Genomic DNA, 25,990 nt, shown 5'->3' on the forward strand with positions numbered 1-25,990 from the left:
GGTGCAGTAGAAAAATTCGGTGGAGCGGTAGTTCAGTTGGTTAGAATACCTGCCTGTCACGCAGGGGGTCGCGGGTTCGAGTCCCGTCCGTTCCGCCACCCTTATTTAGGGGCGTAGTTCAATTGGTAGAGCACCGGTCTCCAAAACCGGGTGTTGGGGGTTCGAGTCCCTCCGCCCCTGCCAAAAAATTATCCTTAGCTTCGGCTAGGGATTTTTTTTTGCCTGTTATTCAGGATCCCGAGCCTGCTATTCGATCCTATCTCCTGCTTCCCTCCCGCATTCAGCTTGTTACCCAGACACTCCTTGTCCTGTTGGTTATTGTGCTTATCTACGCTTCTCTGTCATGTTAGCTGTGGCGATACCCGCTCAGTTAGCGGGCAACAGCGAGGGGGTAACGGCATCCGCATTCAGGGGCAGTGATTTAAGTAGAGCTTTGATTTGGCTTTGTTTATCGCTGTTCAGCAGCCAGATAGCATAGAGCGGCCGGGTAATACTCTGGCCATCGGTAACCCATGCCAGTGGCCCAGGTTGCTGTACCGCCCAGTGGCTTGGCAACCAGGCAAAACCATTCATCTCGGCAAACATTTGCACAGTGAGCTGTGCAGAGCTGGTTGTCAGCTCGGGAAGTTCATCGCTGGCAAGTAATGTGCTTTCGTGTTGCTGAAAATCAGGGCCCCATTCCAGGCGCAGATAATTCAGATCTGCCTTCGGCCGCGACGGGGATGTGCAGTAAAGCGCAAGCTCGAAATGGCCTAATAGCTGGCTGGCCAGCTCATCCATTTTAGGGGACTCTGTGGTGATCAGGAGATCCAGTTGACGCTCATGCAGTTGTTTGACCAGGGACTGGCGCTGTGCAATACGTGCTTCAAATTGCATCCCCGGATGGGTCTGATAAAGCTGCCTGAGCCAATCGGTAAGCAGGCATTCCCATAAGGCCGGGCTGGCGCCGATGGCAAACTCATTATGTTTAGCCGTCTGCGCCACCTCTTTTTTGGCCGCCAGCCAGGTACTCATCAAATTCTCGGCATAGGGGAGCAACCGCTCTCCGGCCGGAGTCAGCCGGATATTGTTTCTGTGCCGGGTGAAGAGATTCACGCCCAGCTGATTCTCCAGCTGGCGGATACGGAAGCTTACTGCGGATTGTGTCAAATAGAGCGCTTCTGCCGCTCTCCCAAAGTGCCTTGTACGGCTGACTTCGAGAAAGGTTTTCAATAATTCTGTATCCACAGCCGACCCCTAAAAAAAATCATTCGATATGATTTAAATCTTTTGTTTTACACTCTGTCAAGCCTATCTAATACTCCGCGCCATAAATAGCTCGGCCAAGAGAATTAGGAGCGTGTAGGATGGCGGAAAGCTTTACGACGACTAATCGATTTTTCGACAATAAAAATTATCCGCGCGGGTTCTCCCGCCACGGGGATTTCACCATTAAAGAAGCTCAGATGCTGGAGCGTTGTGGGCATGCCTTTAATGATCTGGATCTCGGCAAGCGTGAACCTGTTACGGATGAAGAAACCCTGTTTGTTGCCATGTGCCGCGGTGAGCGCGAACCGGCAACAGAAGCAGAACGTATATGGTCTAAATATACCTCCCGCGTGAAACGCCCGAAGCGTTTTCACACGCTGTCTGGCGGTAAGCCGCAGATGGAAGGTGCTGAAGACTATACCGAAAGCGACGATTAATCGAATCAGGGGCGAAAGCCCCTTTTTTTATGCCAGTTGCTGCTGAAGATGGATCAATAGCCTGTCCATCGCCCGGTAACTTAGCGCTTCCTGGAGATGCTGCCTGCTAAGCTGCTCCTCACTGGCAAGATCGGCAATCGTCCTCGCCACCTTCAATACCCGCTGCCAGGCCCTGATGGACAACCCCAACTGGGTTATCGCCTCCTCCAGCCATATGGCATCTGCCTGTTCCAGCATACAAACCGCTTTTACCTCCGGGCCCGTTAACAGCGCATTGAGCTTATGCTGGCGTATCTCCTGCCGCTGCCGGGCGGCGATGACCCGTTTTCTTACTGTGGTACTGCTCTCTCCCCCGGCGGGTGGCTGGCTTATCATGCCGCTGGCCAGCAGCGGGATCTCCAGCGTGATATCGAACCGATCAAGGAACGGCCCGGATAACCGGCTGAGGTAGCGCAAGGTTTGTTCGGGGCTGGAGCGATTATGCTCCCCCTGGTAGTGGCCCGCCGGGCTGGGGTTCATGGCGGCAATTAGCTGAAAACGCGCGGGGTAACGTATTTTTGCCCGGGTACGTGAGATATGGATCTCACCGGTTTCAATGGGTTCCCGCAAAGCATCCAGCGCCCGGCGATCGAAATGGGGCAACTCATCCAGGAAGAGTACGCCGTTATTCGCCAGTGAAATCTCACCCGGAGCCGGTATCCGGCCGCCGCCCACCATCGCGTTAATCGATGCACTGTGGTGAGGTGAGCGAAAAGGGCGCTGCCGCCAGCTGTCTGTCAGGCTCCGGTTATCGACCATACTCCGGATGGCAGCACTTTCCAGTGCCTCAGAGAGGGTTAACGGCGGCAGCAGCCCAATCAGCCGCGTGGCCAGCATTGTTTTCCCGGTACCGGGTGGGCCGATCAACAGTAAGTTATGCCCCCCGGCGGCGCCTATCTCCAGTGCCCGTTTACCCTGTTCCTGGCCAATCACATCCTGTAAATCGGCTGTATGATTCGACGAGGACGCAGGCGCCGGCGGACGGGGCCGGGTGGGCGTCTGTTTACCTTCCAGAATAGCGCAGACCTCCAGCAGCGTTGCGGCGATATAGCAATCCGCCCCTTCGAGAAGCCCGGCTTCGTCTTCGTTATCCTGCGGCACAATAATCTGTCTGCGAGCGTTGTTCGCCTGTATGGCACTGGATATTGCCCCAGGAACCCCGCGAAGCGCCCCTGTAAGCGCCAATTCGCCGATGAACTCATACTGACTTAGCGCCGTAGCGGAAAGCTGCTGTGAGGCCGCCAGAAGCGCAATAGCGATAGGGAGGTCATAACGCCCCCCCTCTTTGGGAAGGTCCGCCGGGGCGAGATTAATGGTGATTTTACGCGCCGGAAAGGTATAGCCGCTGTTGATGATCGCGCTGCGTACACGATCTCTGGCCTCTTTGACGGTGGTTTCGGGTAAGCCGACAATGGTCAGGGCAGGTAACCCCGCACTGATATGGGCCTCTACCGTGACGTAGGGTGCCTCGATACCCAGTGCCGCTCTGGTATGAATTCTTGCTAATGTCATGGTCCCTCCATTGAGCGGACAGTAACCGCTGCGCTGTCCTGGCGCGAGAGGGGATTGTGATTCTCAGATGTCTGATCGCAGTAATTTCCCGTTATGTCAGTTTGTTATTGCAGAAATTTGCGGCGTATCACGTATTTTAGCGGGAATATTTTTTTCTCCGATGATGAATATCTTTCATGTGAGAATTATATCAATAAAAACAATGGTATTTGAGGGATTGATTTGCGTGCTAGCGAAAAACATCATAAATAAATCTTGTATTGTGCTTTGCCCCTGTGATAACTCTGTAGGTATTCCTTCGAACAAGATATAAGAACGTACAGAAAATGACAGCCCTCCTACTAGTGATTAGCCTGGTCGTGATTAGCGTGGTGGTGATTATTATCCCACCGTGCGGGGCTGCACTTCGAGGAGAAAAGGCTTAGAAATCAAGCTGAATCAACGAAACCCCCGCACCGAAAGGTCCGGGGGTTTTTTTATATTTCGATAATCCTGGCGAGGAACAGACATGACGAGTTTTAGAATAAAATTCTGTTTTCCGCAAACTAAGGCGGGGAACTAGCTATGAACGGAGCGCAGTGGGTGGTACATGCTTTGCGGGCCCAGGGGGTTGAAACGGTCTTTGGCTATCCTGGTGGCGCGATAATGCCGGTCTACGATGCACCGTATGACGGGGGCGTGGAACATCTGCTGTGCCGGCACGAGCAGGGCGCCGCGATGGCGGCCATCGGCTATGCCCGCGCTACGGGTAAAACCGGCGTTTGTATTGCGACATCGGGACCCGGAGCAACCAACCTGATAACCGGTCTGGCGGATGCCTTACTGGACTCCATCCCGGTGGTGGCGATCACCGGCCAGGTGGCGGCGCCGTTAATCGGTACCGATGCCTTCCAGGAAGTTGATGTGCTGGGGCTTTCCCTGGCCTGCACCAAACACAGTTTTATCGTTCAGTCTTTTGACGAGCTGCCCCAGATTATCGCCGAGGCTTTCGCCGTTGCCCGCTCCGGGCGTCCTGGCCCGGTGTTGATTGATATTCCTAAAGATATCCAGTTAACCACTGGCGAGCTGGAGCCGGTACTGTCGGCAGTTGAGCCGCCTTTCGCCCTGCCGGAAAAGGCAGTAGCCGAGGCACGCCAGATGCTGGCGGCGGCTAACAAGCCGGTGTTATACGTCGGCGGCGGTGTCGGGATGGCCAATGCGGTAGCGGCGCTGCGGGATTTTGTGGCAGGCACTGGGCTTCCGGTCGTCGCCACCCTCAAAGGGCTGGGGGCCGCCGATCATCAGCACCCCGGCTATTTGGGCATGATCGGTATGCACGGTACCCGGGCTGCAAATCTGGCGGTGCAATCCTGTGATTTGTTAATTGCAGTCGGGGCGCGCTTTGATGATCGCGTCACCGGCAAGCTGGACACGTTTGCCCCCCACGCCAGCGTTATCCACATGGATATCGATCCGGCAGAGATGAGCAAACTGCGCCATGCCCATGTGAGCCTGTGCGGCGATCTGAACCAGCTGCTGCCGGCACTGGCGCAGCCGCTGTCGCTGGCTGACTGGCAGGCGGAAGTGGCGGAATTACGCCAGCAAAGCGCCTGGCGTTATGACCACCCGGGTGAGGCGATTTTCGCGCCGCTGCTGCTGAAACAGCTGTCTGACCGCAAACCGCAGGATGCGGTGGTGACCACCGACGTTGGCCAGCACCAGATGTGGTCCGCTCAGCATATGGCATTTAGCCGCCCGGAAAATTTTATTACCTCAAGTGGCCTGGGCACCATGGGATTCGGCCTGCCTGCGGCGGTGGGCGCGCAGGTTGCCCGGCCAAATGACACCGTTATCTGCATCTCTGGTGACGGTTCATTCATGATGAATGTTCAAGAGCTGGGTACCATCAAACGTAAACAATTGCCGGTCAAAATTGTCCTGCTGGATAACCAGCGCCTCGGCATGGTGCGCCAGTGGCAGCAGTTGTTCTTTGAGGAACGCTACAGCGAAACCACGCTGACAGATAACCCAGATTTTCTGATGTTGGCCCGGGCCTTCGGGATCCCCGGCCAGCACATTACCCGTAAAGACCAGGTAGAAGCGGCAATAGACACGATGCTGAAGAGCGAAGGGGCTTATTTGCTGCATGTCTCAATCGACGAGCTTGAGAATGTCTGGCCACTGGTGCCCCCTGGCGCCAGCAATGCACAAATGCTGGAGAAATTATCATGATGCATCATCAGCTTGCTGTGAACGCCCGCTTCAGACCGGAAACCGTAGAGCGCATCTTGCGTGTGGTGCGCCACCGTGGTTTTCAGATCTGTGCCATGAACATGGAAACCGATCTGGCGACTGACGATATTAATCTTGAATTGACCGTTGCCAGCCTGCGGCCAGTCGAATTACTGTTTAGTCAGTTGAGCAAATTAGTCGACGTCGCGCGCGTCGAAGTACACCAACTGACATCACAATCACAACAAATCCGCGCCTGAGCGCAAAAGGAAGAAAAATGACAACCAAGAAAGCTGATTACATCTGGTTCAATGGTGAGATGATCCCCTGGGGCGAAGCCAAAGTGCACGTTATGTCCCACGCCCTGCATTACGGTACGTCGGTCTTCGAAGGTATCCGCTGCTATGACTCTCACAAAGGCCCGGTGGTGTTCCGTCATCGTGAACACATGCAGCGTCTGCATGATTCAGCCAAAATCTATCGTTTCCCGGTGTCTCAGAGCGTTGACGAACTGATGGAAGCCACCCGCGCCGTTATCCGTAAAAACAAGCTGACCGGCGCGTATATTCGCCCGTTGGTGTTTGTCGGCGATGTGGGCATGGGCGTTAACCCGCCAGACGGTTACACCACTGATGTCATTATTGCCGCCTTCCCGTGGGGGGCGTATCTGGGTGCTGAAGCGCTGGATCAGGGTATCGATGCCATGGTGTCATCCTGGAACCGCGTTGCCGCCAATACCATCCCAACCGCGGCGAAAGCTGGCGGTAACTATCTCTCCTCTCTGTTAGTGGGTAGCGAAGCACGCCGCCACGGCTATCAGGAAGGTATCGCGCTGGATGTGAACGGGTATATCTCAGAAGGTGCCGGTGAAAACCTGTTTGAGGTAAAAGACGGCATTCTGTTCACCCCGCCATTTACCTCTTCTGCGCTGCCGGGCATCACCCGCGATGCTATCATCAAACTGGCGAAAGACATGGGTATCGACGTCCGTGAGCAAGTGCTGTCTCGCGAATCGCTGTACCTGGCAGACGAAGTCTTTATGTCCGGTACCGCAGCAGAAATTACGCCAGTACGCAGTGTCGACGGTATCCAGGTGGGTGAAGGCCGCTGTGGCCCGATCACCAAGCGTCTGCAGCAGGCATTCTTTGGCCTGTTCACCGGTGAGACCGAAGACAAATGGGGCTGGCTGGATCCCGTAAACCAGTAACACAACAGCGTATAATAACCGGGCGGCTATGAATCGCCCGGTTCACACAGACAGACCGGGAGTAAATAAAGCATGCCTAAGTATCGTTCAGCCACCTCCACACACGGCCGTAATATGGCCGGTGCCCGTGCCCTGTGGCGCGCCACCGGTATGACCGATGGCGACTTCGGGAAGCCGATTATCGCGGTCGTTAACTCGTTTACCCAGTTTGTGCCGGGCCACGTGCACCTGCGCGACTTGGGTAAACTGGTTGCGGAACAGATTGAAGCCGCCGGTGGGGTGGCCAAAGAGTTCAACACCATTGCGGTTGATGACGGGATAGCGATGGGTCACGGAGGCATGCTTTATTCACTGCCGTCGCGGGAACTGATTGCCGACTCGGTCGAGTATATGGTCAATGCCCACTGTGCCGACGCCATGGTGTGTATCTCGAACTGCGACAAAATCACCCCGGGGATGTTGATGGCCGCGCTGCGCCTGAATATCCCGGTGGTGTTTGTCTCCGGTGGCCCGATGGAAGCCGGTAAAACCAAGCTGTCTGACAAGATAATCAAGCTGGACCTGATTGACGCCATGATCCAGGGGGCCAACCCGTCAGTGAGCGACGAGGTTAGTGCCCAGTATGAGCGTTCCGCCTGTCCAACCTGTGGTTCTTGCTCCGGTATGTTCACCGCTAACTCCATGAACTGCCTTACCGAAGCCCTGGGCCTGTCCCAGCCGGCTAACGGCTCGTTGCTGGCGACCCACGCCGATCGCAAAGTGTTGTTTGAAAACGCCGGTAAGCGCGTTGTGGAACTGACCAAACGCTATTACGAGCAGGATGATGCCAGCGCCCTGCCGCGCAATATCGCCAGTAAAGCCGCATTTGAGAACGCCATGATGCTGGACATCGCCATGGGCGGCTCCACCAATACGGTGCTGCACCTGCTGGCCGCCGCCCAGGAAGGGGAGGTTGATTTCACCATGAGTGATATCGATCGCCTGTCCCGTAAGGCGCCTCAGCTGTGTAAAGTGGCCCCCAGTACGCAGAAGTACCATATGGAAGATGTCCACCGCGCCGGTGGCGTGATGGGGATCCTCGGTGAGCTGGATCGCGCCGGGCTGCTGAACCGCGAGGTAAAAAATATCCTCGGCCTGAGCCTGCCGGAAACCCTGGCGCAGTATGACATCATGCAGACTGAGGACCAGGCGGTAAAAACCATGTTTACCGCGGGCCCGGCGGGGATCCGCACCACACAGGCTTTCTCTCAGTCCTGCCGCTGGGACTCGCTGGACGACGATCGCCAGGACGGCTGCATCCGCTCTCTGGAGCATGCTTATAGCCTCGAAGGGGGTCTGGCGGTGCTGTACGGCAACTTCGCCGAAAAAGGCTGTATCGTGAAAACCGCCGGGGTGGATGATAACAACCTCACATTCCGCGGCCCGGCGAAAGTCTATGAGAGCCAGGATGATGCGGTAGAAGCTATCCTCGGCGGCAAGGTGGTGGCCGGTGATGTGGTGGTTATCCGCTACGAAGGCCCGAAAGGCGGCCCGGGGATGCAGGAAATGCTCTACCCGACCAGTTTCCTCAAGTCGATGGGGCTGGGGAAAGCCTGCGCGCTGATCACCGATGGCCGGTTCTCTGGCGGCACCTCGGGGCTATCCATTGGTCACGTTTCGCCGGAAGCGGCCAACGGCGGCACCATCGGGCTTATCAACAATGGCGATATTATAGATATTGATATCCCGTCACGCAGTATCTCGCTGGTGGTTGACGATCAGGAACTGGCCCAGCGTCGTGCGGCACAAGAGGCCCGCGGCGATCTCGCCTGGACACCGGTTGATCGTGACCGTCAGGTTTCCTTTGCTCTGCGCGCCTATGCCAGCCTGGCCACCAGTGCCGATCAGGGTGCGGTGCGCGACAAGTCGAAGCTTGGGGGTTAACCATGTCTGAATCACAACCGCTATCTGCCGCCCCGGGAGGGGCGGAATATCTGCGCGCGGTGCTGCGCTCTCCGGTTTACGAAGTCGCCCAGATCACGCCGCTGCAAAAAATGGACAAGATCTCTGCCCGGCTGGATAACACCGTTCTGGTAAAACGTGAAGATCGCCAGCCAGTGCACAGTTTTAAACTGCGCGGCGCGCACGCCATGATTGCCGGCCTCACCGCTGAGCAGAAAGCCCATGGGGTTATCACCGCCTCTGCCGGTAACCATGCTCAGGGGGTTGCGCTGTCATCGGCCCGCCTTGGGATCCGCGCGCTGATTGTGATGCCAGTGGCGACAGCAGATATCAAGGTGGATGCGGTGCGTGGTTTTGGCGGTGAGGTATTGCTCCACGGGGCCAACTTCGATGAGGCCAAGGCCAAAGCCATCGAGCTGGCGGCGCTGCAGGGTTATACCTATGTGCCGCCGTTTGATCATCCGGCGGTGATTGCCGGCCAGGGGACGCTGGCGCTCGAAGTGCTCCAGCAGGACCCGCATCTGGATCGGATCTTTGTCCCGGTAGGCGGCGGCGGCCTGGCGGCCGGGGTCGCGGTACTGATCAAACAACTGATGCCGCAGATCAAAGTGATCGCGGTGGAAGCCGAAGACTCCGCTTGCCTGAAAGCCGCGCTGGATGCCGGGCACCCGGTGGATTTGCCCCGGGTGGGGTTATTCGCCGAAGGGGTAGCGGTGAAGCGCATTGGCGATGAAACCTTCCGCCTGTGCCAGGAATACCTTGATGACATCATCACTGTGGACAGCGATGCTATCTGCGCGGCGGTGAAAGATCTGTTTGAGGATGTCCGGGCGGTGGCTGAGCCTTCCGGTGCGCTGGCGCTGGCCGGGATGAAAAAGTACATCCAGCAGCACAATATTCACGGCGAGCGGCTGGCCCATGTGCTGTCCGGCGCCAATGTGAACTTCCACGGTTTGCGTTATGTGTCTGAGCGCTGTGAGCTGGGTGAACAGCGGGAAGCGCTGCTGGCGGTGACCATTCCGGAAGAGAAAGGCAGCTTCCTGAAGTTTTGCCAGTTGCTGGGCGGCCGTTCGGTAACGGAGTTTAACTACCGCTATGCGGACACCCGGGAAGCCTGCATTTTTGTCGGGGTTCGCCTCAGCCGCGGGCTGGAAGAGCGCCAGGAGATTATTCAGGGGCTCAACGGTGGCGGCTACGGTGTGGTGGACCTCTCCGATGATGAGATGGCCAAGCTCCACGTGCGTTATATGGTGGGGGGCCGGCCGTCCCACGCGCTTCATGAGCGGTTGTACAGCTTTGAATTTCCGGAGTCCCCCGGGGCGCTGCTGAAGTTCCTGCAAACTCTGGGCACCCACTGGAATATCTCACTGTTCCATTACCGCAGCCACGGCACGGATTATGGCCGCGTACTGGCGGCCTTTGAGCTGGGCGACCATGAGCCGGACTTCGAAACCCGTCTGCATCAACTGGGTTACGAGTGCCATGACGAGACCAATAACCCGGCTTTCCGGTTCTTCCTCGCCGGTCAGTGATTCGCGGGCAGTAACTGCCAGAACGCATGAATAAGCGGCTCATTGAGCCGCTTTTTTTGTACGCACACGCCAAGCTCAAACGGGGTCTGGTCATCACTGCGTTCGAGGATCTGCACCCGGTTACGTACCGGTTCCGGGCTGTTTTCCAGCACCACCTCCGGGATCAGCGCTACCCCACATCCCAGCGCCACCATTGAAACCATCGCTTCGTGGCCCCCGACCGTGGCATAGATAGCCGGGTTGACTATCTTATGGCGCCGGAACCACAGCTCTATGCGGCGGCGCACCGGGCCCTGGTCCGGCAGGATAAACGGCACCGTGGGCCAGTCTGGCTCTGGCTGGCTGACCTGGCTGCGTACCGGGCAGGCCAGCGCAGGCGCAATCAGGACCACGGCGAGATTTTCCAGCATCGAAAAATCCACCGCCCCGGGCAGGTGCTCTGGTTTCCCGGCAATCGCCAGATCCGCATCGCCGGAATTGACTTTCTCTACGGCGTCGGCGGCATCCCCGGTGGTGAGTTTGATCTCCACGGAGGGGTGTTCCGCCCGGAAGCGGTCCAGTATCGGCGGCAGATGGCTGTAGGCAGCGGTCACCGAACAGAACAGGTGCAATTCGCCAGACAGCGACGGGCCCTGCTGGTCGATGCTGTGGCGCAGTTGTTGGTACTGCAACAGCGTGTGCTGGGCAAACTGGCGCAGTGACTCCCCGGCCTCGGTCAGGGTGACGGTGCGGTTATCGCGGATAAACAGCGGCTGGCCGAGGTCTTCCTCCAGGCGCTGGATCTGGCGGGAGAGGGTAGACGGGCTGACGTGCATCGCCCTGGCGCTGCGCCCGAAGTGGCGGCTTTCCGCCAGATGGAGAAAGGTTTTGAGCTCGCGGATGTCCATCGACTGATCCTTAATGGCGATATTTCATATTATGCAACACAGTGTTGTTAATATATCAATTTAAGCAACAGACTTCCTGTCATATAGTGGGGTCATGGCGCACGATAACGCCCCCGAATAACACGCACAACAGCACCCGATGAGGAAACACAATGGCTAACTATTTCAATACATTGAATCTGCGTCAGCAGCTGGCGCAGCTGGGTAAATGTCGTTTTATGGCGCGCGATGAATTCGCCGATGAAGCCAGCTACCTCAAAGGTAAAAAAGTGGTCATTGTGGGCTGTGGTGCTCAGGGCCTGAACCAGGGTCTGAATATGCGTGATTCCGGCCTGGACATTGCTTATGCCCTGCGTGCTGAGGCGGTTGCTGAAAAACGTCCTTCCTGGCGCCGGGCCACTGAAAACGGCTTCAAGGTTGGCAGCTATGAAGCGCTGATCCCGCAGGCGGACCTGGTGGTTAACCTGACCCCGGACAAACAGCATACTGCCGTTGTGCAGGCGGTACAGCCGCTGATGAAAGACGGCGCCGCGCTGGGCTATTCCCACGGTTTCAACATCGTGGAAGTGGGTGAGCAGATCCGTAAAGATATCACCGTGGTGATGGTCGCGCCGAAGTGCCCGGGTACTGAAGTGCGTGAAGAGTACAAACGCGGTTTCGGCGTGCCGACCCTGATTGCGGTCCACCCGGAGAACGACCCGAAAGGCGAAGGGATGGCCATTGCTAAAGCCTGGGCCGCTGCCACCGGGGGCCACCGCGCCGGGGTGCTGGAGTCTTCTTTCGTTGCGGAAGTGAAATCAGACCTGATGGGTGAGCAGACTATCCTGTGTGGCATGTTGCAGGCCGGTTCACTGCTGTGCTTTGACAAGCTGGTGGCGGAAGGTACCGATCCGGCTTACGCCGAAAAACTGATTCAGTTCGGCTGGGAAACCATCACCGAAGCGCTGAAACAGGGCGGCATCACGCTGATGCTGGATCGTCTGTCTAACCCGGCGAAAATCCGCGCTTATGCGCTCTGCGAACAGCTGAAAACCATCATGGCGCCGCTGTTCCAGAAACATATGGACGACATCATCTCCGGTGAGTTCTCTTCCGGCATGATGGCGGACTGGGCAGAAGACGATAAGAAACTGCTCACCTGGCGCGAAGAGACCGGCAAAACGGCCTTTGAGAATGCCCCGCAGTTTGCCGGCAAAATCAGCGAGCAGGAATACTTTGATAAAGGCGTGCTGATGATCGCCATGGTGAAAGCCGGTGTTGAACTGGCGTTCGAAACCATGGTTTCTTCGGGCATCATCGCAGAATCTGCGTATTACGAGTCACTGCACGAGCTGCCGCTGATCGCCAACACCATCGCCCGTAAGCGTCTGTATGAAATGAACGTGGTTATCTCAGATACCGCCGAGTACGGTAACTACCTGTTCTCTTATGCGGCGGTGCCGCTGCTGCAAAACTTTATGGCGCAGATCCAGCCGGATGACCTGGGCCACACGGTAAGCGAAACCGCAGTGGATAACGCCCAGTTGCGCGATGTGAACGAGGCCATTCGCCAGCATCCGATTGAGCAGGTTGGCAAGAAACTGCGTGGCTATATGACGGATATGAAGCGCATCGCTGTGGCGGGCTAAGTTTTCCCCGCACGGTGAGCCAGACAACACAACAAGCCCGGTATAGTTACCGGGCTTGTTGCTGTTAGTTGCGGTACAACACTTTAATGATGTGGTAACCGAACTGGGTATGCAGCGGGCCGGTAGGCTCCAGCACCGGGCAGGAGAACACCACTTTGTCGAATGCCGGTACCATCTGGCCCTGGCGGAACTCACCTAAGTGGCCCCCTTTTTTGCCGGACGGGCAGGTGGAATGCTTTTTCGCCAGCTTCTCGAAGTCGCCGCCGTTTTTAATCTGTTCCAGCAGGTCGAGGGCCAGTTTTTCGTCTTTCACCAGGATGTGCATTGCTGCCGCGGTTTTTGCCATGATTGTGCCTTAGTAAGCGGGTAGATAAGGCAGGCAATAGTATCACGGGCATCTGGTGAGAGAACACGGTGATCATAGGCTGTGCCGTGATCCTGGCGCTGCACCGAACCGGCGACAAGAATATATCGCCGTCAGGACAGACAGTTAACCGCGCTTTACGCTTTCCCGATCAATCTCCCGCGGGGTTTCTGCTACAATCCTCACCCCGTCTGAAGATTGAGCAATAGATCTATGCGCCTGAACCCCGGTCAACAACATGCTGTCGACTTTGTCACTGGTCCCTGCCTGGTTTTAGCCGGCGCCGGTTCCGGCAAAACACGCGTTATCACCAATAAAATTGCCCACTTGATCCGCGGCTGTGGCTACCAGGCCCGGCATATCGCGGCGGTGACCTTTACCAATAAAGCCGCCCGGGAAATGAAAGAGCGTGTGGCCCAGACCCTGGGGCGTAAAGAGGCCCGGGGCCTGATGATATCCACCTTCCATACCCTGGGGCTGGAGATCATTAAGCGCGAGTATGCCGCCCTCGGGATGAAGTCTAACTTCTCGCTGTTTGACGACACCGATCAGCTGGCGCTGATCAAGGATCTCACCGAAGGGGTGCTGGAAAACGACAAAGTTATCTACCAGCAGCTGATCTCGACTATCTCCAACTGGAAAAACGATCTGCTGGGGCCGGATCATGCTGCTGCCGCCGCAAAAGGCGAGCGGGATCGGATCTTCGCCCACTGCTACCGGCTGTACTACGATCACCTTAAGGCCTGCAACGTGCTGGACTTTGACGATCTTATCCTGTTGCCGACCCTGCTGCTGCAGAGCAACAGTGAAGTGCGCGAGCGCTGGCAGAACAAAATCCGCTACCTGCTGGTGGACGAATACCAGGATACCAACACCAGCCAGTATGAGCTGGTTAAATTGCTGGTCGGGAGCCGGGCACGCTTTACCGTGGTGGGGGACGATGATCAGTCAATCTACTCCTGGCGCGGCGCCCGCCCCCAGAACCTGGTACTGCTGAGCCAGGACTTCCCGGCCTTACAGGTGATCAAGCTGGAGCAGAACTACCGCTCCTCCGGCCGCATTCTGAAAGCGGCCAATATCCTGATCGCCAACAACCCTCACGTCTTCGAGAAAAAGCTGTTCTCCGAACTGGGTTACGGGACAGAGCTGAAGGTATTGAGTGCCAACCACGAGGAGCACGAAGCTGAACGGGTAACCGGTGAGCTGATTGCCCACCACTTTATTAATAAAACCCAGTATAAGGATTACGCCATTCTGTACCGCGGGAACCACCAGTCCCGGGTGTTTGAAAAAATGCTGATGCAGAACCGTATCCCGTACCGTATTTCCGGCGGCACGTCGTTTTTCTCCCGCCCGGAAATTAAAGACTTACTGGCCTATCTGCGGGTACTGACCAACCCCGATGACGACAGTGCCTTTCTGCGTATCGTTAACACGCCGCGGCGGGAAATTGGCCCGGCCACCCTCCAGAAACTCGGCGAGTGGGCGATGCAGCGCAACAAAAGTATGTTTACCGCCAGTTTTGATATGGGGCTTAGCCAGACCCTGACCGGGCGGGGCTATGAATCCCTGACCCGCTTCACCCAGTGGCTGGGGGAGGTGGCCCGGCTGTCTGAGAAAGAGCCGGTGGCGGCAGTACGCGACCTGATCCACGGTATTGACTATGAAAGCTGGCTGTTCGAAACCTCACCCAGCCCAAAAGCCGCCGAAATGCGGATGAAAAACGTCAATCAGCTGTTTACCTGGATGACCGAGATGCTGGAAGGCAGCGATCTGGAAGAGCCGATGACGCTAACCCAGGTGGTCACCCGCTTTACCCTGCGCGATATGATGGAGCGCGGCGAAAGTGAGGAAGAGCTGGATCAGGTGCAGTTGATGACCCTGCACGCCTCGAAAGGTCTGGAGTTCCCGTACGTCTACCTGGTGGGGATGGAAGAAGGGCTGTTACCGCACCAGAGCAGTATTGACGAAGACAATATCGATGAAGAGCGCCGTCTGGCTTATGTGGGGATCACCCGGGCCCAGAAAGAGCTGACCTTCACCCTGTGCAAAGAGCGTCGCCAGTATGGCGAGCTGGTGCGCCCGGAGCCCAGCCGTTTTCTGCTGGAACTGCCCCAGGATGATTTGCAATGGGAAGTGGAACGTAAGAAAGTGAGCGCCGAAGAGCGCATGCACAAAGGCCAGGCGCACCTGGCCAATATTCGCGAACAGTTAGCAAAGGCCCGTAAAGGTTAACGGACCTCCAGCGGCCAGTGGACATAGCTTTGCCACTGGCATTCCTGCTCGAGTAATTCACTGCCCAGCGGGTGTGACGCCAGCCAGTGAGGGGGCAGCGTCAGACGCAGGATCTCCCCTTGCGCGGCAATATTCACCTCGGGCAGGCTGTCGCTGCGGCGCCGGCCGGCGAAAATAATCGCCAGACGCAATAAGCGGCACAGATTTTCCGCCACCCGGGGCGGCAGCGCGTTCTGCTGGTTCAGTGACGGCAAATCAATGGGGTTGGTCTGGTTAAGCAGCAGGGTCGCCAGTAGCTTTTTCTGGGCCGGGGTAAACCCGGGCAAATCGAGATTACTTACCAGATAGGCGGCGTGCTGGGGGGCGCGTTTAAAGTCAACACCCAGCCCGATTTCATGCAACAGACAGGCGCTGCTCAGCATGTCCTGGCTCAGGGCATCCAGCTTCCAGGCGCCACTTAACTGGCTGGCGAAATGTGCAGCCAGTTGCCGGACACGCCCTGCCTGCTCAATATCGACATTAAAACGGCGCTGAATATTCCGCAGGGTGCGGCTGCGAATGTCCTGATCTACGGCGAGGTGTAACATGCCGTACACCAGCCCCTCCCGCAGCGCGCCGCCGGCCAGGGTCATACAGTCGATATTCAGCTCGGTAAATACCGCGATAAGAATCGCCAGGCCACTGGGGAACACCAGCGCCCGCTCAAGGGTCAGCCCTTCAATTTCCAGCTCTTCCAGCCGTCCGCACTGGATGGCTTTCTGTTTCAGTTGCTGCAGTTTGCTCAGGGTGATGCGTTCATCCATTCCCTGGGCCATCATGATTTCTTGCAGTGCCTGGACGGTACCTGAGGCGCCGACACAGACTTTCCAGCCGTTGTTACGCAGCGTCGGTACGATGGGTAACAACACCTCCCGGGCAGCGGCCTGGGCGGCATCAAAATTTTCGCGGGTCAGGCTGCGATCGCCAAAATAGCGCTCCAGCCAGGTTACACAGCCCATCGACAGGCTGAATAAGGCCGTGGCCTGTGCTCCGGTGCCGGTGACCATTTCGGTACTGGCGCCGCCAATATCCACCACCAGACGCTGATCTGCGCCGCCGGTGGTATGGGCAACACCCTGATAAATAAGCCGCGCTTCCTCTTCACCGCTGATCACCTGTACCGGGCAGCCGAGAATTTGTTGGGCTTTGGCGATAAAGACATCCGCGTTCGTGGCCAGACGCAGGGTGGCGGTTGCCACGGCGCGGATTTGGGCGCCGGGGATATCCTGCAGGCGTTCAGCGAACAGCCGCAGACATTCCCAGCCGCGCTCCATGGCATCGCCAGAGAGCTGGCAATTGCCGTCAAGGCCCGCCGCGAGGCGAACCTTGCGCTTGATGCGGGTGAGGGCCTGGATACTGCCGGCCACCTCACGTACGACCAGCATATGAAAACTGTTCGATCCTAAATCGATCGCAGCATACAGTGAGGTGGGTCCAGGCATCGTTAATTACCCTGCGCGGCGGCGGTTACGATTAGCATTACCCCGGCGCTGGTTCCCATTGCCCGGACGGCTACGGGTTAAACGCTTCGGCGGTGGCAGTTCACTTAACAGTGCATCGGGATTGTATTTGCTGACCGGAATTGAATGGCCAATATAGCTTTCAATGGCCGGCAAATTCAGCGCATATTCTTCGCAAGCCAGGCTGATAGAACTGCCGCTGGCGCCCGCGCGGCCGGTACGGCCAATACGGTGCACGTAGTCTTCACAGTCATCCGGCAAGTCATAGTTGAACACGTGGGTCACTTCCGGAATGTGCAGGCCACGGGCCGCAACATCGGTTGCTACCAGAATGTCGATATTACCGTGAGTGAAATCGTCCAGAATACGCAGGCGTTTTTTCTGGGGAACGTCACCGGTCAGCAAACCAACGCGGTGACCATCTGCTGCCAGGTGGCCCCAGATATCTTCACAGCGGTGTTTGGTATTGGCGAAAATAATCGCCCGATCCGGCCACTCTTCTTCAATCAGCGTTTGTAATAAACGCATTTTTTCGTCGTTAGACGGGTAGAACAGCTCTTCTTTAATGCGGTGGCCGGTTTTCTGTCCCGGTTCCACTTCAACATATTCGGCGTTGTTCATCTGCTCAAAGGCCAGCTCACGTACCCGGTAAGACAGGGTAGCGGAGAACAGCATATTGAGGCGTTCGGTTGTGGCCGGCATACGGCGGAACAACCAGCGGATATCTTTAATAAAGCCCAGATCGTACATGCGATCGGCTTCATCCAGTACCACTACCTGGATTGCCCCCAGGTTAACGTGGTTTTGCTTGGTATAATCGATCAGGCGACCTGTGGTCCCTATCAGGATATCAACACCACTTTCCAGCACTTTTAGCTGTTTATCATAGCCGTCACCGCCGTAGGCCAGGCCCAGTTTCAGACCGGTTGCTTCGGCCAGCGGCTCTGCATCGGAATGAATCTGTACCGCCAGCTCGCGGGTTGGGGCCATGATCAGCGCGCGTGGCTGATTCACCTGGCGGTTTTCACGGGCCGGGTGAGCGAGTAAATAGTGGAACGTTGACGTTAAAAACGCCATCGTTTTGCCAGTACCGGTTTGCGCCTGCCCGGCAACGTCTTTTCCTGCAAGTGTCAGGGGAAGCGCCAGTGCCTGAATGTGCGTACAGTTGGTAAACCCTTTTTTCTCAAGGGCTTCAACCACTTGCGGGTGCAGGGCGAAGTCGGAAAACTTCTTGTCTGTCAAATGTGTTTTGCTCATAGTGAGGTAGAATATCAGTTTACTATTGCTTTACGAAAGCACATCCGTTGAAATAAACGGGTGAAATAAAGTCATCCTGGGTGGTTAATGCTACACCACCAGGCCAGGCATAATCCTGTGGAGTAAAACATGAGCGATAAAATTATTCACCTGACTGACGACGGTTTCGACACGGATGTGCTCAAAGCGGATGGGTTGATTCTGGTTGATTTCTGGGCAGAGTGGTGCGGTCCATGTAAAATGATCGCCCCGATTCTGGATGAAATCGCTGATGAATATCAGGGCAAACTGACTATTGCCAAACTGAATATCGATCAGAACCCGGCCACCGCACCGAAATACGGTATCCGTGGTATCCCGACGCTGCTGCTGTTCAAAAACGGCGAAGTTGCCGCGACCAAAGTGGGCGCTCTGTCCAAAGGTCAGCTGAAAGAGTTCCTTGACGCCAATCTGGCGTAAGCGAATTCACGGTGCGTGCAGCAGTCCTGGTTTTTGTTGCCGGGGACTGCTGGACGCCCGCCCATCACCGTGCTATGTTATCTTTACTGCGTTTTAAACTTACCTTGTAGTTTGAATCTTGTAATACCTTAAGACTTCCCGCTCTCTGTGTTCTTTGTATTAATAGCGACGGGCGTGTAGTCATGTAATCGAATTCGGGCTTATCACCTCAATCTGTTGAAACCGCTTCAGTGCTGTGCTTCTCTTATGCCGGACAGTGGTAAGGCAAGTGGTGGTAGCCATAAACAGGCACGGATGACCCTGCCATACCATTCACGACATTAAGTTCGAGATTTACCCCGAGTTTAAGAACCCACCATTATGAATCTTACCGAATTAAAGAATACGCCGGTTTCTGAGCTGATTACTCTCGGCGAAAATATGGGGCTAGAAAACCTGGCCCGTATGCGCAAGCAAGACATCATCTTCGCGATTTTGAAGCAGCACGCGAAGAGCGGCGAAGATATTTTCGGCGACGGTGTGCTGGAGATATTGCAGGATGGATTCGGATTCCTCCGCTCTGCAGACAGCTCCTACCTCGCCGGTCCCGATGATATCTACGTTTCCCCCAGCCAAATTCGCCGCTTCAACCTCCGCACTGGTGACACCATTTCCGGAAAAATCCGTCCGCCGAAAGAAGGCGAGCGCTATTTTGCCCTGTTGAAAGTTAACGAAGTTAACTACGACAAACCGGAAAACGCCCGTAGCAAGATTTTGTTTGAAAACTTAACCCCGCTGCACGCAAACTCCCGTCTGCGTATGGAGCGCGGTAACGGTTCTACCGAAGATTTAACCGCACGTGTTCTGGATCTGGCATCACCGATTGGCCGCGGCCAGCGTGGCCTGATCGTGGCACCGCCGAAGGCCGGTAAAACCATGCTGCTGCAGAACATTGCCCAGAGCATTGCGTACAATCACCCGGATTGTGTGCTGATGGTGCTGCTGATCGACGAACGTCCGGAAGAAGTGACCGAAATGCAGCGTCTGGTTAAAGGTGAAGTGGTTGCTTCTACCTTTGATGAGCCGGCCTCCCGCCACGTGCAGGTTGCTGAAATGGTCATCGAAAAAGCCAAACGTCTGGTTGAACACAAGAAAGACGTTATCATCCTGCTGGACTCCATCACCCGTCTGGCGCGTGCTTACAACACCGTGGTACCAGCTTCCGGTAAAGTATTGACCGGTGGTGTGGATGCCAACGCCCTGCATCGCCCGAAACGTTTCTTTGGTGCGGCCCGTAACGTGGAAGAGGGCGGCAGCCTGACCATCATCGCGACGGCGCTGATCGATACCGGTTCGAAGATGGACGAAGTTATTTACGAAGAGTTTAAAGGCACCGGTAACATGGAGCTGCACCTCTCCCGTAAAATTGCTGAGAAGCGTGTCTTCCCGGCGATTGACTACAACCGTTCTGGTACCCGTAAAGAAGAGCTGCTCACCACCCAGGAAGAGCTGCAGAAAATGTGGATCCTGCGTAAGATTATTCACCCCATGGGCGAAATCGATGCGATGGAGCTCCTGATCAATAAATTGGCGATGACCAAAACCAACGACGAATTTTTCGACATGATGAAACGTTCGTAATTGTAAGAAACTCGGGGAACGCCACGCTTTGACGTGGCGTTTTTCTTTTCTGCTATATACGATATGTGGGGCAGACGGCGATCGGTAGTCAGGATCTGCTGTTTACTGTACTAAAACCACCATTACAGTATTTCGGTGGTTTTTTGCCATTTTTGGCATGTTTTTTGCTCTTTATAATATAAATTGAAACTGCAAAATTTAGCAGAGAGTCGTTATTGTGAATCTACTCAGCTTGAGTACTGACCTTGTTCTCGTTTTCGCCTTTACGCTGGTGTTTTTGTTCTTCGCCCGTAAAGTGGCGAAAAAAATCGGGTTGGTGGATCGACCAAACTTTCGGAAACGGCATCAGGGGGTTATCCCACTGGTCGGCGGGATTTCGGTATATATAGGCATTTGTTTTACCTTCGTTATTTTGTGGGTAAACAGCAGCTATTATATCCCCCACGCCCGGCTGTATCTGTTGTGTGCTGGCTTGCTGGTGCTGATTGGGGCACTCGATGATCGCTATGATATCAGTGTAAAAATTCGTGCATCGGTACAGGCACTGGTCGCAATAGTAATGATGGTGGTCGGGGGGCTCTACCTTAATAGCCTGGGATATGTCTTTGGCTCCTGGGAGTTTTACCTCGGTCCTTTTGGCTACGTACTGACGCTTTTCGCGGTATGGGCCGCCATCAATGCCTTTAATATGGTTGATGGCATTGATGGTCTGCTGGGGGGGCTGTCTTGCGTCTCCTTTGCGGCACTGGGTTTTATCCTCTTCTTTGACGGGCAGATAAGCCTGGCGATGTGGTGCTTTGCCATGATTGCCGCGATCCTCCCCTACATCATGCTTAACCTCGGTATTTTTGGCCGGCGCTATAAAGTCTTTATGGGCGATGCGGGCAGCACGTTTATTGGCTTTACGCTGATCTGGATCCTGCTGCAAACCACCCAGGGGCAAACCCACCCATTAAGCCCGGTGACTGCGCTGTGGATAATAGCTATCCCGCTGATGGATATGATTGCCATCATGTACCGCCGTCTGCGCAAGGGCCAGAGCCCGTTCACCGCAGACCGTCAGCACATCCACCACTTGATCATGCGCGCCGGTTTTACTTCTCGCCAGGCATTTGTGCTGATTACCCTCGCCGCGGCAATCCTTGCGTCGATTGGCGTACTTAGTGAGTACTACACGGTTTTCCCTGAATGGTTAATGTTGGTACTGTTCTTGCTTGCATTTCTGCTCTATGGCTACTGCATCAAACGGGCGTGGAAAGTGGCCCGTTTTATTAAACGCGTCAAACGGCGGTTGCGCCGTGGACATAATAAAAATCCAGGATAAACCAAATAAGAATTGGGGACGTGATGAGACAACACATTCCGGTGGATAACGCGCCAGTGACTGATAATGAGCTCGACATTCGTGGCCTGTTCCGCGCGTTGTGGCAGGGAAAAGTCTGGGTAGCGGGCATGGCGGTACTGTTTGCGGTACTGGCCCTGATCTACACCTTTTTTGCCCGTCAGGAGTGGAGCGCTACCGCGATTACCGATCGCCCGACGGTGAACATGCTCGGGGGCTTTTACGGCCAGGAGCAGTTCCTGCGTAATCTCGATACCCGTCTTAACCCGGCCCCGGCGGATCAGCCGTCGGTGATGGACGAAGCCTACAAAGAGTTTGTGATGCAACTGGCTTCCTGGGATACCCGGCGGGATTTCTGGCAGCAAACGGACTATTACAAACAGCGCCAGTCCGGTAACAGCAAAGCCGATGCGGCCCTGCTGGATGAGCTTATCAATAACATTCAGGTGACATTTGCTGACCCGGCGCACAATACCAATGACAGCGTGAAGTTGGTGGCGGAGACCGCGCAAGATGCCAATAACTTACTGCGCCAGTATGTGGCGTTTGCCAGCCAGCGTTCTGCCAGCCATTTAAACGATGAGCTGAAAGGTGCCTGGGTGGCGCGCGCGGCGCAAATGACGGCCCAGGTGAAGCGCCAGGAAGCCGTGGCGCAGGCGGTGTTTGACCGTAAGGTCAGCAGCGTTGAGCAGGCGCTGAAAGTAGCCGAAGCCCACAATATCATCCGTAATGTTACCGATGTCCCGGTGGATGAACTGCCGGATTCCGAACTGTTTATGCTGGGCCGCCCGATGCTGCAGGCGCGCCTGGAAAATTTACGTTCTGCGGGCCCCGACTATGATCTCGATTATGAGCAAAATCGGGTGATGCAGAACACGCTGGCCACCGACCCGGTTGCCGACCCGAACTTCCAGACCTATCGGTATTTGCGTACGCCGGAAGAACCCGTAAAACGCGACAGCCCGCGCAGAGCGTTCCTGCTGATTATGTGGGGCATTGTTGGGGTGCTGGTCGGGGCTGGTGTGGCACTGGTGAAACGCCAGCGCAGCTAAATTTCAGGTAGCCGGTGGCGTGAAGTACCTCACCGGCTTTAACTAATAATGAGACTCGTTGTGAAAGTGTTAACTGTATTTGGCACCCGCCCGGAGGCTATCAAAATGGCGCCGCTGGTCCATGCCCTGGCACAGGATCCCTTTTTCGATGCCAAAGTGTGTGTGACCGCGCAGCATCGTGAAATGCTGGATCAGGTGCTGAACCTGTTTGCCATCCAGCCCGACTATGATTTAAACATCATGAAGCCAGGCCAGGGGCTCACAGAGATAACCAGCCGTATTCTCACAGGGATGCAGCCGATTCTGGCCTCCTTCGCGCCGGATATTGTGCTGGTGCATGGTGATACCACCACCACGATGGCAGCCAGCCTGGCGGCGTTTTATCAACGCATTCCGGTTGGCCATGTGGAAGCGGGGCTGCGTACCGGGGATATCTACTCCCCGTGGCCGGAAGAGGGCAACCGTCTGGTCACTGGCCGTCTGGCGCAGTTGCATTTTGCTCCAACCGATATCTCACGCCAGAACTTGCTGAAAGAGAACGTGCCCGCCGGGCAGATTGTGGTCACGGGCAATACGGTGATTGATGCGCTGATTGCTATCCGTGACCGGGTGCTGGGTGATGATGCCCTGCGCCAGCAGCTGGATCAGCGTTATCCGTTTTTGCATAACGGCAAAAAAACCATTCTGGTTACCGGCCATCGTCGGGAAAGTTTTGGCCAGGGGTTTGAAAATATCTGCCAGGCGCTGGCAACCCTTGCGGCGCAGCACAACGATGTACAGATTGTGTATCCGGTCCACCTTAACCCCCATGTTAATGAGCCGGTAAACCGTATTTTGGGGCATATCGATAATGTCATCCTGATTGAACCACAGGACTATCTGCCGTTTGTCTGGTTGATGAATCACGCCTATTTGATTTTGACGGATTCCGGTGGGATCCAGGAAGAAGCCCCCTCTCTGGGAAAACCCGTGCTGGTGATGCGGGACACGACGGAACGGCCGGAAGCAGTCAGCGCCGGTACGGTACGTCTGGTGGGGACTGACACCCAGGAAATAGTTGACCAGGTTAATCGTCTGCTCAACGACGAAAATGACTACCAGGCGATGAGCCGGGCCCATAACCCCTATGGGGATGGCGCCGCCTGCGATCGCATTCTGGCAGCACTAAAACAGCATCAGGTGACATTATGAGTTTTGAAACGATTTCGGTTATTGGTCTGGGATATATTGGGCTGCCAACAGCCTCTGCATTCGCTTCCCGCAACAAGCAGGTGATTGGCGTTGATGTAAATCAGCAGGCGGTCGACACCATTAACCGTGGTGAAATTCATATTGTGGAACCGGCCCTGGGCGAGGTGGTGAAAGCCGCCGTCGCCGGGGGATATCTGAAAGCCTGTACCAAACCGGTCCCGGCGGATGCGTTTCTGATTGCGGTACCGACCCCGTTCAAAGGGGACCACGAGCCGGATATGGCGTTTGTCCAGGCGGCGGCGGAGTCTATCGCCCCGGTGCTGAAAAAAGGCGACCTGGTGATTCTGGAGTCCACCTCTCCGGTGGGCGCCACAGAACAGGTGGCCGCGTGCCTGGCGGCACTACGCCAGGACCTGAGCTTTCCGCAACAGGCGGGTGAAGCGGCAGATGTGAATATCGCCTACTGCCCGGAGCGCGTTCTGCCGGGTAAGATCATGGTTGAACTGCTGAAAAATGACCGGGTGATCGGCGGCATGACCCCGGTATGTTCTGCCCGGGCCAGCGAGCTTTATTATATTTTCCTTGAAGGCGAGTGTGTCGAAACCAATGCCCGCACCGCCGAAATGTGCAAGCTGACCGAGAACAGCTTCCGTGACGTTAACATCGCTTTTGCCAATGAACTGTCGCTGATTTGCGCTGAACAGGGCATTAACGTGTGGGAACTGATCCGTCTGGCGAACCGCCACCCCCGGGTCAACATCCTCCAGCCGGGCCCTGGCGTGGGCGGCCACTGTATTGCGGTGGACCCGTGGTTTATTGTCGCCCAGAACCCGCAACAGGCGCGGCTGATCCGCACCGCCCGTGAAGTTAACGACAGCAAACCGCTGTGGGTGATTGATCAGGTAAAAGCCGCCGTGGCGGATTGCCTGATGGACACTGGCCGCAGCGCCGACACCCTGAAAATCGCCTGCCTGGGGCTGGCATTTAAACCGGATATTGATGATTTACGGGAAAGCCCGGCGATGGAGATTGCCGAACTGCTGGGTGAATGGCACCGGGGCGATCTGCTGGTGGTGGAGCCGAATATTCACCAGTTACCGGCCCGCCTCGCCAGCCACGCCCAATTAGTGACCCTGCAAGAAGCGCTGGATCAGGCCGATATTTTGGTGCTGCTGGTAGATCACCAGTCGTTTAAGGCCATTGATGGCCAGCATATTACCCAGCGCTGGGTGGTGGACACCAAAGGGGTATGGCGGTGAGAACAATACTGGTCACCGGCGGCGCGGGGTTTATTGGCTCCGCCGTGGTGCGGCACATTATTAACCATACCACCGATGCGGTTGTGGTGGTTGATAAACTGACCTATGCGGGTAACCTCGCCTCTCTGGCGCCGGTTGCCGGTGATCCCCGCTACAGCTTTGAAAAAGCGGATATCTGCGATGCGCCAGCAATGGCGCGTATTTTTGCCCGCTACCGGCCAGATGTGGTGATGCACCTGGCGGCAGAGAGCCATGTGGATCGCTCTATTGATGGCCCGGCAGCGTTCATTGAAACCAATATCGTCGGCACCTATGTCCTGCTGGAGGCCGCCCGCTATTACTGGCACGGCCTGAGCAACGCGGCGAAAGCCGCGTTCCGCTTCCATCATATCTCGACGGACGAAGTGTATGGCGATCTGCACGGCAAAGACGATTTCTTTACCGAGACCACGGCCTATGAGCCCAGCAGCCCGTATTCGGCCTCCAAAGCCAGCAGCGACCATCTGGTACGTGCCTGGATGCGGACCTACGGCCTGCCGACCCTGGTGACCAACTGCTCTAACAATTATGGCCCGTATCACTTCCCGGAAAAGCTGATCCCGTTGATGATCCTCAACGCACTGGCCGGCAAACCGTTGCCGGTCTATGGCGATGGCAGCCAGGTGCGTGACTGGTTATATGTTGAAGACCACGCCCGGGCGCTGTATCTGGTGGCCACCACCGGGGCCGCCGGGGAAACGTGGAATATCGGCGGTCATAACGAGCGCACCAACCTTGAGGTGGTGAAAACCCTCTGTGCGCTACTGGAGACGCTGGTACCGCAAAAACCGGCCGGCATTGCCCACTACCAGGATCTGATCACCTTTGTGGCCGACAGGCCCGGGCACGACCTGCGCTACGCCATTGATGCCAGCAAAATTGAACGCGAGCTGGGCTGGCGACCTCAGGAAACCTTCGACAGCGGCATGGCAAAAACCGTGGCGTGGTACCTCGCACATCAGGATTGGTGGCAGCAGGTGCTCGACGGCAGTTACCGCGGCGAGCGTCTTGGATTAGATAAGTAACCCTGG

22 protein-coding genes and 2 tRNA genes are annotated in these 25,990 nt (G+C 56.1%); 18 read left to right on the forward strand and 6 right to left on the reverse strand.

Annotated elements, in window-relative coordinates:
* Positions 1-21: 21 nt before the first annotated feature.
* Positions 22-98, forward strand: a tRNA-Asp gene (locus tag F9C28_RS15275).
* Positions 99-107: 9 nt separating this feature from the next.
* A tRNA-Trp gene (locus F9C28_RS15280) sits at positions 108-183 on the forward strand.
* A 183-nt stretch (positions 184-366) separates the two neighbouring features.
* On the opposite strand, the gene hdfR is transcribed toward F9C28_RS15280, so the two are convergent.
* The gene (hdfR, locus tag F9C28_RS15285; RefSeq protein ID WP_199016209.1) at positions 367-1,227 is read right to left on the reverse strand and encodes an HTH-type transcriptional regulator HdfR; all 861 of its coding nucleotides are present in this window, start codon (positions 1,225-1,227) and stop codon (positions 367-369) included.
* A 119-nt stretch (positions 1,228-1,346) separates the two neighbouring features.
* Here hdfR and F9C28_RS15290 point away from each other — a divergent pair, with 119 nt between their 5' ends.
* Complete coding sequence (locus F9C28_RS15290) at positions 1,347-1,685, forward strand: DUF413 domain-containing protein (protein ID WP_199016210.1); 339 nt, start codon at positions 1,347-1,349, stop codon at positions 1,683-1,685.
* Between the two features lie 27 nt (positions 1,686-1,712).
* Here F9C28_RS15290 and F9C28_RS15295 read toward each other — a convergent pair whose 3' ends face one another.
* On the reverse strand, positions 1,713-3,236 hold the full coding sequence (locus F9C28_RS15295) for a YifB family Mg chelatase-like AAA ATPase (RefSeq protein ID WP_199016211.1): 1,524 nt from the start codon (positions 3,234-3,236) through the stop codon (positions 1,713-1,715).
* A gap of 326 nt (positions 3,237-3,562) precedes the next feature.
* Here F9C28_RS15295 and ilvL point away from each other — a divergent pair, with 326 nt between their 5' ends.
* The 6 genes from ilvL (at position 3,563) to ilvA (ending at position 10,127) form a co-directional block, all read left to right on the forward strand.
* A complete protein-coding gene (ilvL, locus tag F9C28_RS15300; RefSeq protein ID WP_071840843.1) occupies positions 3,563-3,661 on the forward strand; it encodes an ilv operon leader peptide in 99 nt (32 codons plus the stop codon).
* Between the two features lie 139 nt (positions 3,662-3,800).
* Positions 3,801-5,447, forward strand: a complete 1,647-nt coding sequence (gene ilvG / locus F9C28_RS15305) for an acetolactate synthase 2 catalytic subunit (protein WP_199016212.1) — start codon at positions 3,801-3,803, stop codon at positions 5,445-5,447.
* Complete coding sequence (ilvM, locus tag F9C28_RS15310) at positions 5,444-5,707, forward strand: acetolactate synthase 2 small subunit (protein WP_199016213.1); 264 nt, start codon at positions 5,444-5,446, stop codon at positions 5,705-5,707. The genes ilvG and ilvM overlap by 4 nt, the downstream gene beginning before the upstream one ends.
* A gap of 17 nt (positions 5,708-5,724) precedes the next feature.
* Positions 5,725-6,654, forward strand: coding sequence for a branched-chain amino acid transaminase (locus F9C28_RS15315; protein WP_199016214.1), 930 nt, complete (start codon positions 5,725-5,727; stop codon positions 6,652-6,654).
* Between the two features lie 72 nt (positions 6,655-6,726).
* Positions 6,727-8,577: a dihydroxy-acid dehydratase gene (gene ilvD, locus F9C28_RS15320; protein WP_199016215.1), complete on the forward strand. Its 1,851-nt coding sequence runs from the start codon at positions 6,727-6,729 to the stop codon at positions 8,575-8,577.
* A 2-nt stretch (positions 8,578-8,579) separates the two neighbouring features.
* A complete protein-coding gene (ilvA, locus tag F9C28_RS15325; protein ID WP_199016216.1) occupies positions 8,580-10,127 on the forward strand; it encodes a threonine ammonia-lyase, biosynthetic in 1,548 nt (515 codons plus the stop codon).
* Here ilvA and ilvY read toward each other — a convergent pair.
* Positions 10,121-11,014, reverse strand: a complete 894-nt coding sequence (gene ilvY / locus F9C28_RS15330; RefSeq protein ID WP_199016217.1) for an HTH-type transcriptional activator IlvY — start codon at positions 11,012-11,014, stop codon at positions 10,121-10,123. The genes ilvA and ilvY overlap by 7 nt on opposite strands.
* 152 nt (positions 11,015-11,166) lie before the next feature.
* Between ilvY and ilvC the strand changes: the two genes are divergently transcribed.
* Positions 11,167-12,642 carry a ketol-acid reductoisomerase gene (gene ilvC / locus F9C28_RS15335; protein WP_199016218.1) on the forward strand — a complete coding sequence of 492 codons (1,476 nt, stop codon included), beginning with the start codon at positions 11,167-11,169 and terminating at the stop codon, positions 12,640-12,642.
* Between the two features lie 64 nt (positions 12,643-12,706).
* Here the strand turns inward: ilvC and ppiC are convergent, their stop codons facing one another.
* Positions 12,707-12,988, reverse strand: a complete 282-nt coding sequence (gene ppiC / locus F9C28_RS15340) for a peptidylprolyl isomerase PpiC (RefSeq protein ID WP_199016219.1) — start codon at positions 12,986-12,988, stop codon at positions 12,707-12,709.
* 231 nt (positions 12,989-13,219) lie between these two features.
* Here ppiC and rep point away from each other — a divergent pair, with 231 nt between their 5' ends.
* Positions 13,220-15,241: a DNA helicase Rep gene (gene rep, locus F9C28_RS15345; protein WP_199016220.1), complete on the forward strand. Its 2,022-nt coding sequence runs from the start codon at positions 13,220-13,222 to the stop codon at positions 15,239-15,241.
* On the opposite strand, the gene gppA is transcribed toward rep, so the two are convergent.
* Both gppA and rhlB read right to left on the reverse strand, forming a co-directional pair.
* The gene (gene gppA, locus F9C28_RS15350) at positions 15,238-16,722 is read right to left on the reverse strand and encodes a guanosine-5'-triphosphate,3'-diphosphate diphosphatase (RefSeq protein WP_199016221.1); all 1,485 of its coding nucleotides are present in this window, start codon (positions 16,720-16,722) and stop codon (positions 15,238-15,240) included. The genes rep and gppA overlap by 4 nt on opposite strands.
* Before the next feature lie 6 nt (positions 16,723-16,728).
* Positions 16,729-17,997 carry an ATP-dependent RNA helicase RhlB gene (gene rhlB / locus F9C28_RS15355; protein WP_199016222.1) on the reverse strand — a complete coding sequence of 423 codons (1,269 nt, stop codon included), beginning with the start codon at positions 17,995-17,997 and terminating at the stop codon, positions 16,729-16,731.
* Between the two features lie 129 nt (positions 17,998-18,126).
* On the opposite strand from rhlB, the gene trxA reads away from it, so the two are divergent.
* The 7 genes from trxA to rffG all read left to right on the forward strand — a co-directional run bounded on the left by trxA (position 18,127) and on the right by rffG (position 25,984).
* Entirely contained in the window at positions 18,127-18,456 is a 330-nt protein-coding gene (gene trxA / locus F9C28_RS15360; protein WP_199016223.1) for a thioredoxin TrxA, read from the forward strand.
* A 360-nt stretch (positions 18,457-18,816) separates the two neighbouring features.
* Positions 18,817-20,076 carry a transcription termination factor Rho gene (rho, locus tag F9C28_RS15365; RefSeq protein WP_199016224.1) on the forward strand — a complete coding sequence of 420 codons (1,260 nt, stop codon included), beginning with the start codon at positions 18,817-18,819 and terminating at the stop codon, positions 20,074-20,076.
* Between the two features lie 217 nt (positions 20,077-20,293).
* Complete coding sequence (gene wecA, locus F9C28_RS15370) at positions 20,294-21,400, forward strand: UDP-N-acetylglucosamine--undecaprenyl-phosphate N-acetylglucosaminephosphotransferase (protein ID WP_199016225.1); 1,107 nt, start codon at positions 20,294-20,296, stop codon at positions 21,398-21,400.
* A gap of 23 nt (positions 21,401-21,423) precedes the next feature.
* Positions 21,424-22,470 (forward strand): ECA polysaccharide chain length modulation protein, encoded by a 1,047-nt coding sequence (gene wzzE / locus F9C28_RS15375; protein ID WP_199016237.1) that lies wholly within the window; start codon positions 21,424-21,426, stop codon positions 22,468-22,470.
* 60 nt (positions 22,471-22,530) lie between these two features.
* Entirely contained in the window at positions 22,531-23,661 is a 1,131-nt protein-coding gene (wecB, locus tag F9C28_RS15380; protein ID WP_199016226.1) for a non-hydrolyzing UDP-N-acetylglucosamine 2-epimerase, read from the forward strand.
* Entirely contained in the window at positions 23,658-24,920 is a 1,263-nt protein-coding gene (wecC, locus tag F9C28_RS15385) for a UDP-N-acetyl-D-mannosamine dehydrogenase (protein WP_199016227.1), read from the forward strand. Before wecB ends, wecC begins: the two co-directional genes overlap by 4 nt.
* Positions 24,917-25,984 (forward strand): dTDP-glucose 4,6-dehydratase, encoded by a 1,068-nt coding sequence (rffG, locus tag F9C28_RS15390; protein ID WP_199016228.1) that lies wholly within the window; start codon positions 24,917-24,919, stop codon positions 25,982-25,984. The genes wecC and rffG overlap by 4 nt, the downstream gene beginning before the upstream one ends.
* The last annotated feature ends 6 nt before the right edge of the window (positions 25,985-25,990 follow it).

This window comes from Shimwellia pseudoproteus (assembly GCF_016415625.1).
GTDB classification, from domain to species: Bacteria; Pseudomonadota; Gammaproteobacteria; order Enterobacterales; family Enterobacteriaceae; genus Shimwellia; species Shimwellia pseudoproteus.

What these genes read in the sequence shown, in the direction of transcription:
- F9C28_RS15290 (WP_199016210.1), top strand. Translation starts at nt 1,347, where the DNA reads ATGGCGGAAAGCTTTACGACGACTAATCGATTTTTCGACAATAAAAAT.
- ilvM (WP_199016213.1), top strand. Translation starts at nt 5,444, where the DNA reads ATGATGCATCATCAGCTTGCTGTGAACGCCCGCTTCAGACCGGAAACC.
- ilvL (WP_071840843.1), top strand. Translation starts at nt 3,563, where the DNA reads ATGACAGCCCTCCTACTAGTGATTAGCCTGGTCGTGATTAGCGTGGTG.
- ilvC (WP_199016218.1), top strand. Translation starts at nt 11,167, where the DNA reads ATGGCTAACTATTTCAATACATTGAATCTGCGTCAGCAGCTGGCGCAG.
- ilvG (WP_199016212.1), top strand. Translation starts at nt 3,801, where the DNA reads ATGAACGGAGCGCAGTGGGTGGTACATGCTTTGCGGGCCCAGGGGGTT.
- trxA (WP_199016223.1), top strand. Translation starts at nt 18,127, where the DNA reads ATGAGCGATAAAATTATTCACCTGACTGACGACGGTTTCGACACGGAT.
- rho (WP_199016224.1), top strand. Translation starts at nt 18,817, where the DNA reads ATGAATCTTACCGAATTAAAGAATACGCCGGTTTCTGAGCTGATTACT.
- wzzE (WP_199016237.1), top strand. Translation starts at nt 21,424, where the DNA reads ATGAGACAACACATTCCGGTGGATAACGCGCCAGTGACTGATAATGAG.
- gppA (WP_199016221.1), bottom strand. Translation starts at nt 16,722, where the DNA reads ATGCCTGGACCCACCTCACTGTATGCTGCGATCGATTTAGGATCGAAC.
- F9C28_RS15315 (WP_199016214.1), top strand. Translation starts at nt 5,725, where the DNA reads ATGACAACCAAGAAAGCTGATTACATCTGGTTCAATGGTGAGATGATC.
- rep (WP_199016220.1), top strand. Translation starts at nt 13,220, where the DNA reads ATGCGCCTGAACCCCGGTCAACAACATGCTGTCGACTTTGTCACTGGT.
- F9C28_RS15295 (WP_199016211.1), bottom strand. Translation starts at nt 3,236, where the DNA reads ATGACATTAGCAAGAATTCATACCAGAGCGGCACTGGGTATCGAGGCA.
- ilvA (WP_199016216.1), top strand. Translation starts at nt 8,580, where the DNA reads ATGTCTGAATCACAACCGCTATCTGCCGCCCCGGGAGGGGCGGAATAT.
- ppiC (WP_199016219.1), bottom strand. Translation starts at nt 12,988, where the DNA reads ATGGCAAAAACCGCGGCAGCAATGCACATCCTGGTGAAAGACGAAAAA.
- rhlB (WP_199016222.1), bottom strand. Translation starts at nt 17,997, where the DNA reads ATGAGCAAAACACATTTGACAGACAAGAAGTTTTCCGACTTCGCCCTG.
- ilvY (WP_199016217.1), bottom strand. Translation starts at nt 11,014, where the DNA reads ATGGACATCCGCGAGCTCAAAACCTTTCTCCATCTGGCGGAAAGCCGC.
- ilvD (WP_199016215.1), top strand. Translation starts at nt 6,727, where the DNA reads ATGCCTAAGTATCGTTCAGCCACCTCCACACACGGCCGTAATATGGCC.
- wecC (WP_199016227.1), top strand. Translation starts at nt 23,658, where the DNA reads ATGAGTTTTGAAACGATTTCGGTTATTGGTCTGGGATATATTGGGCTG.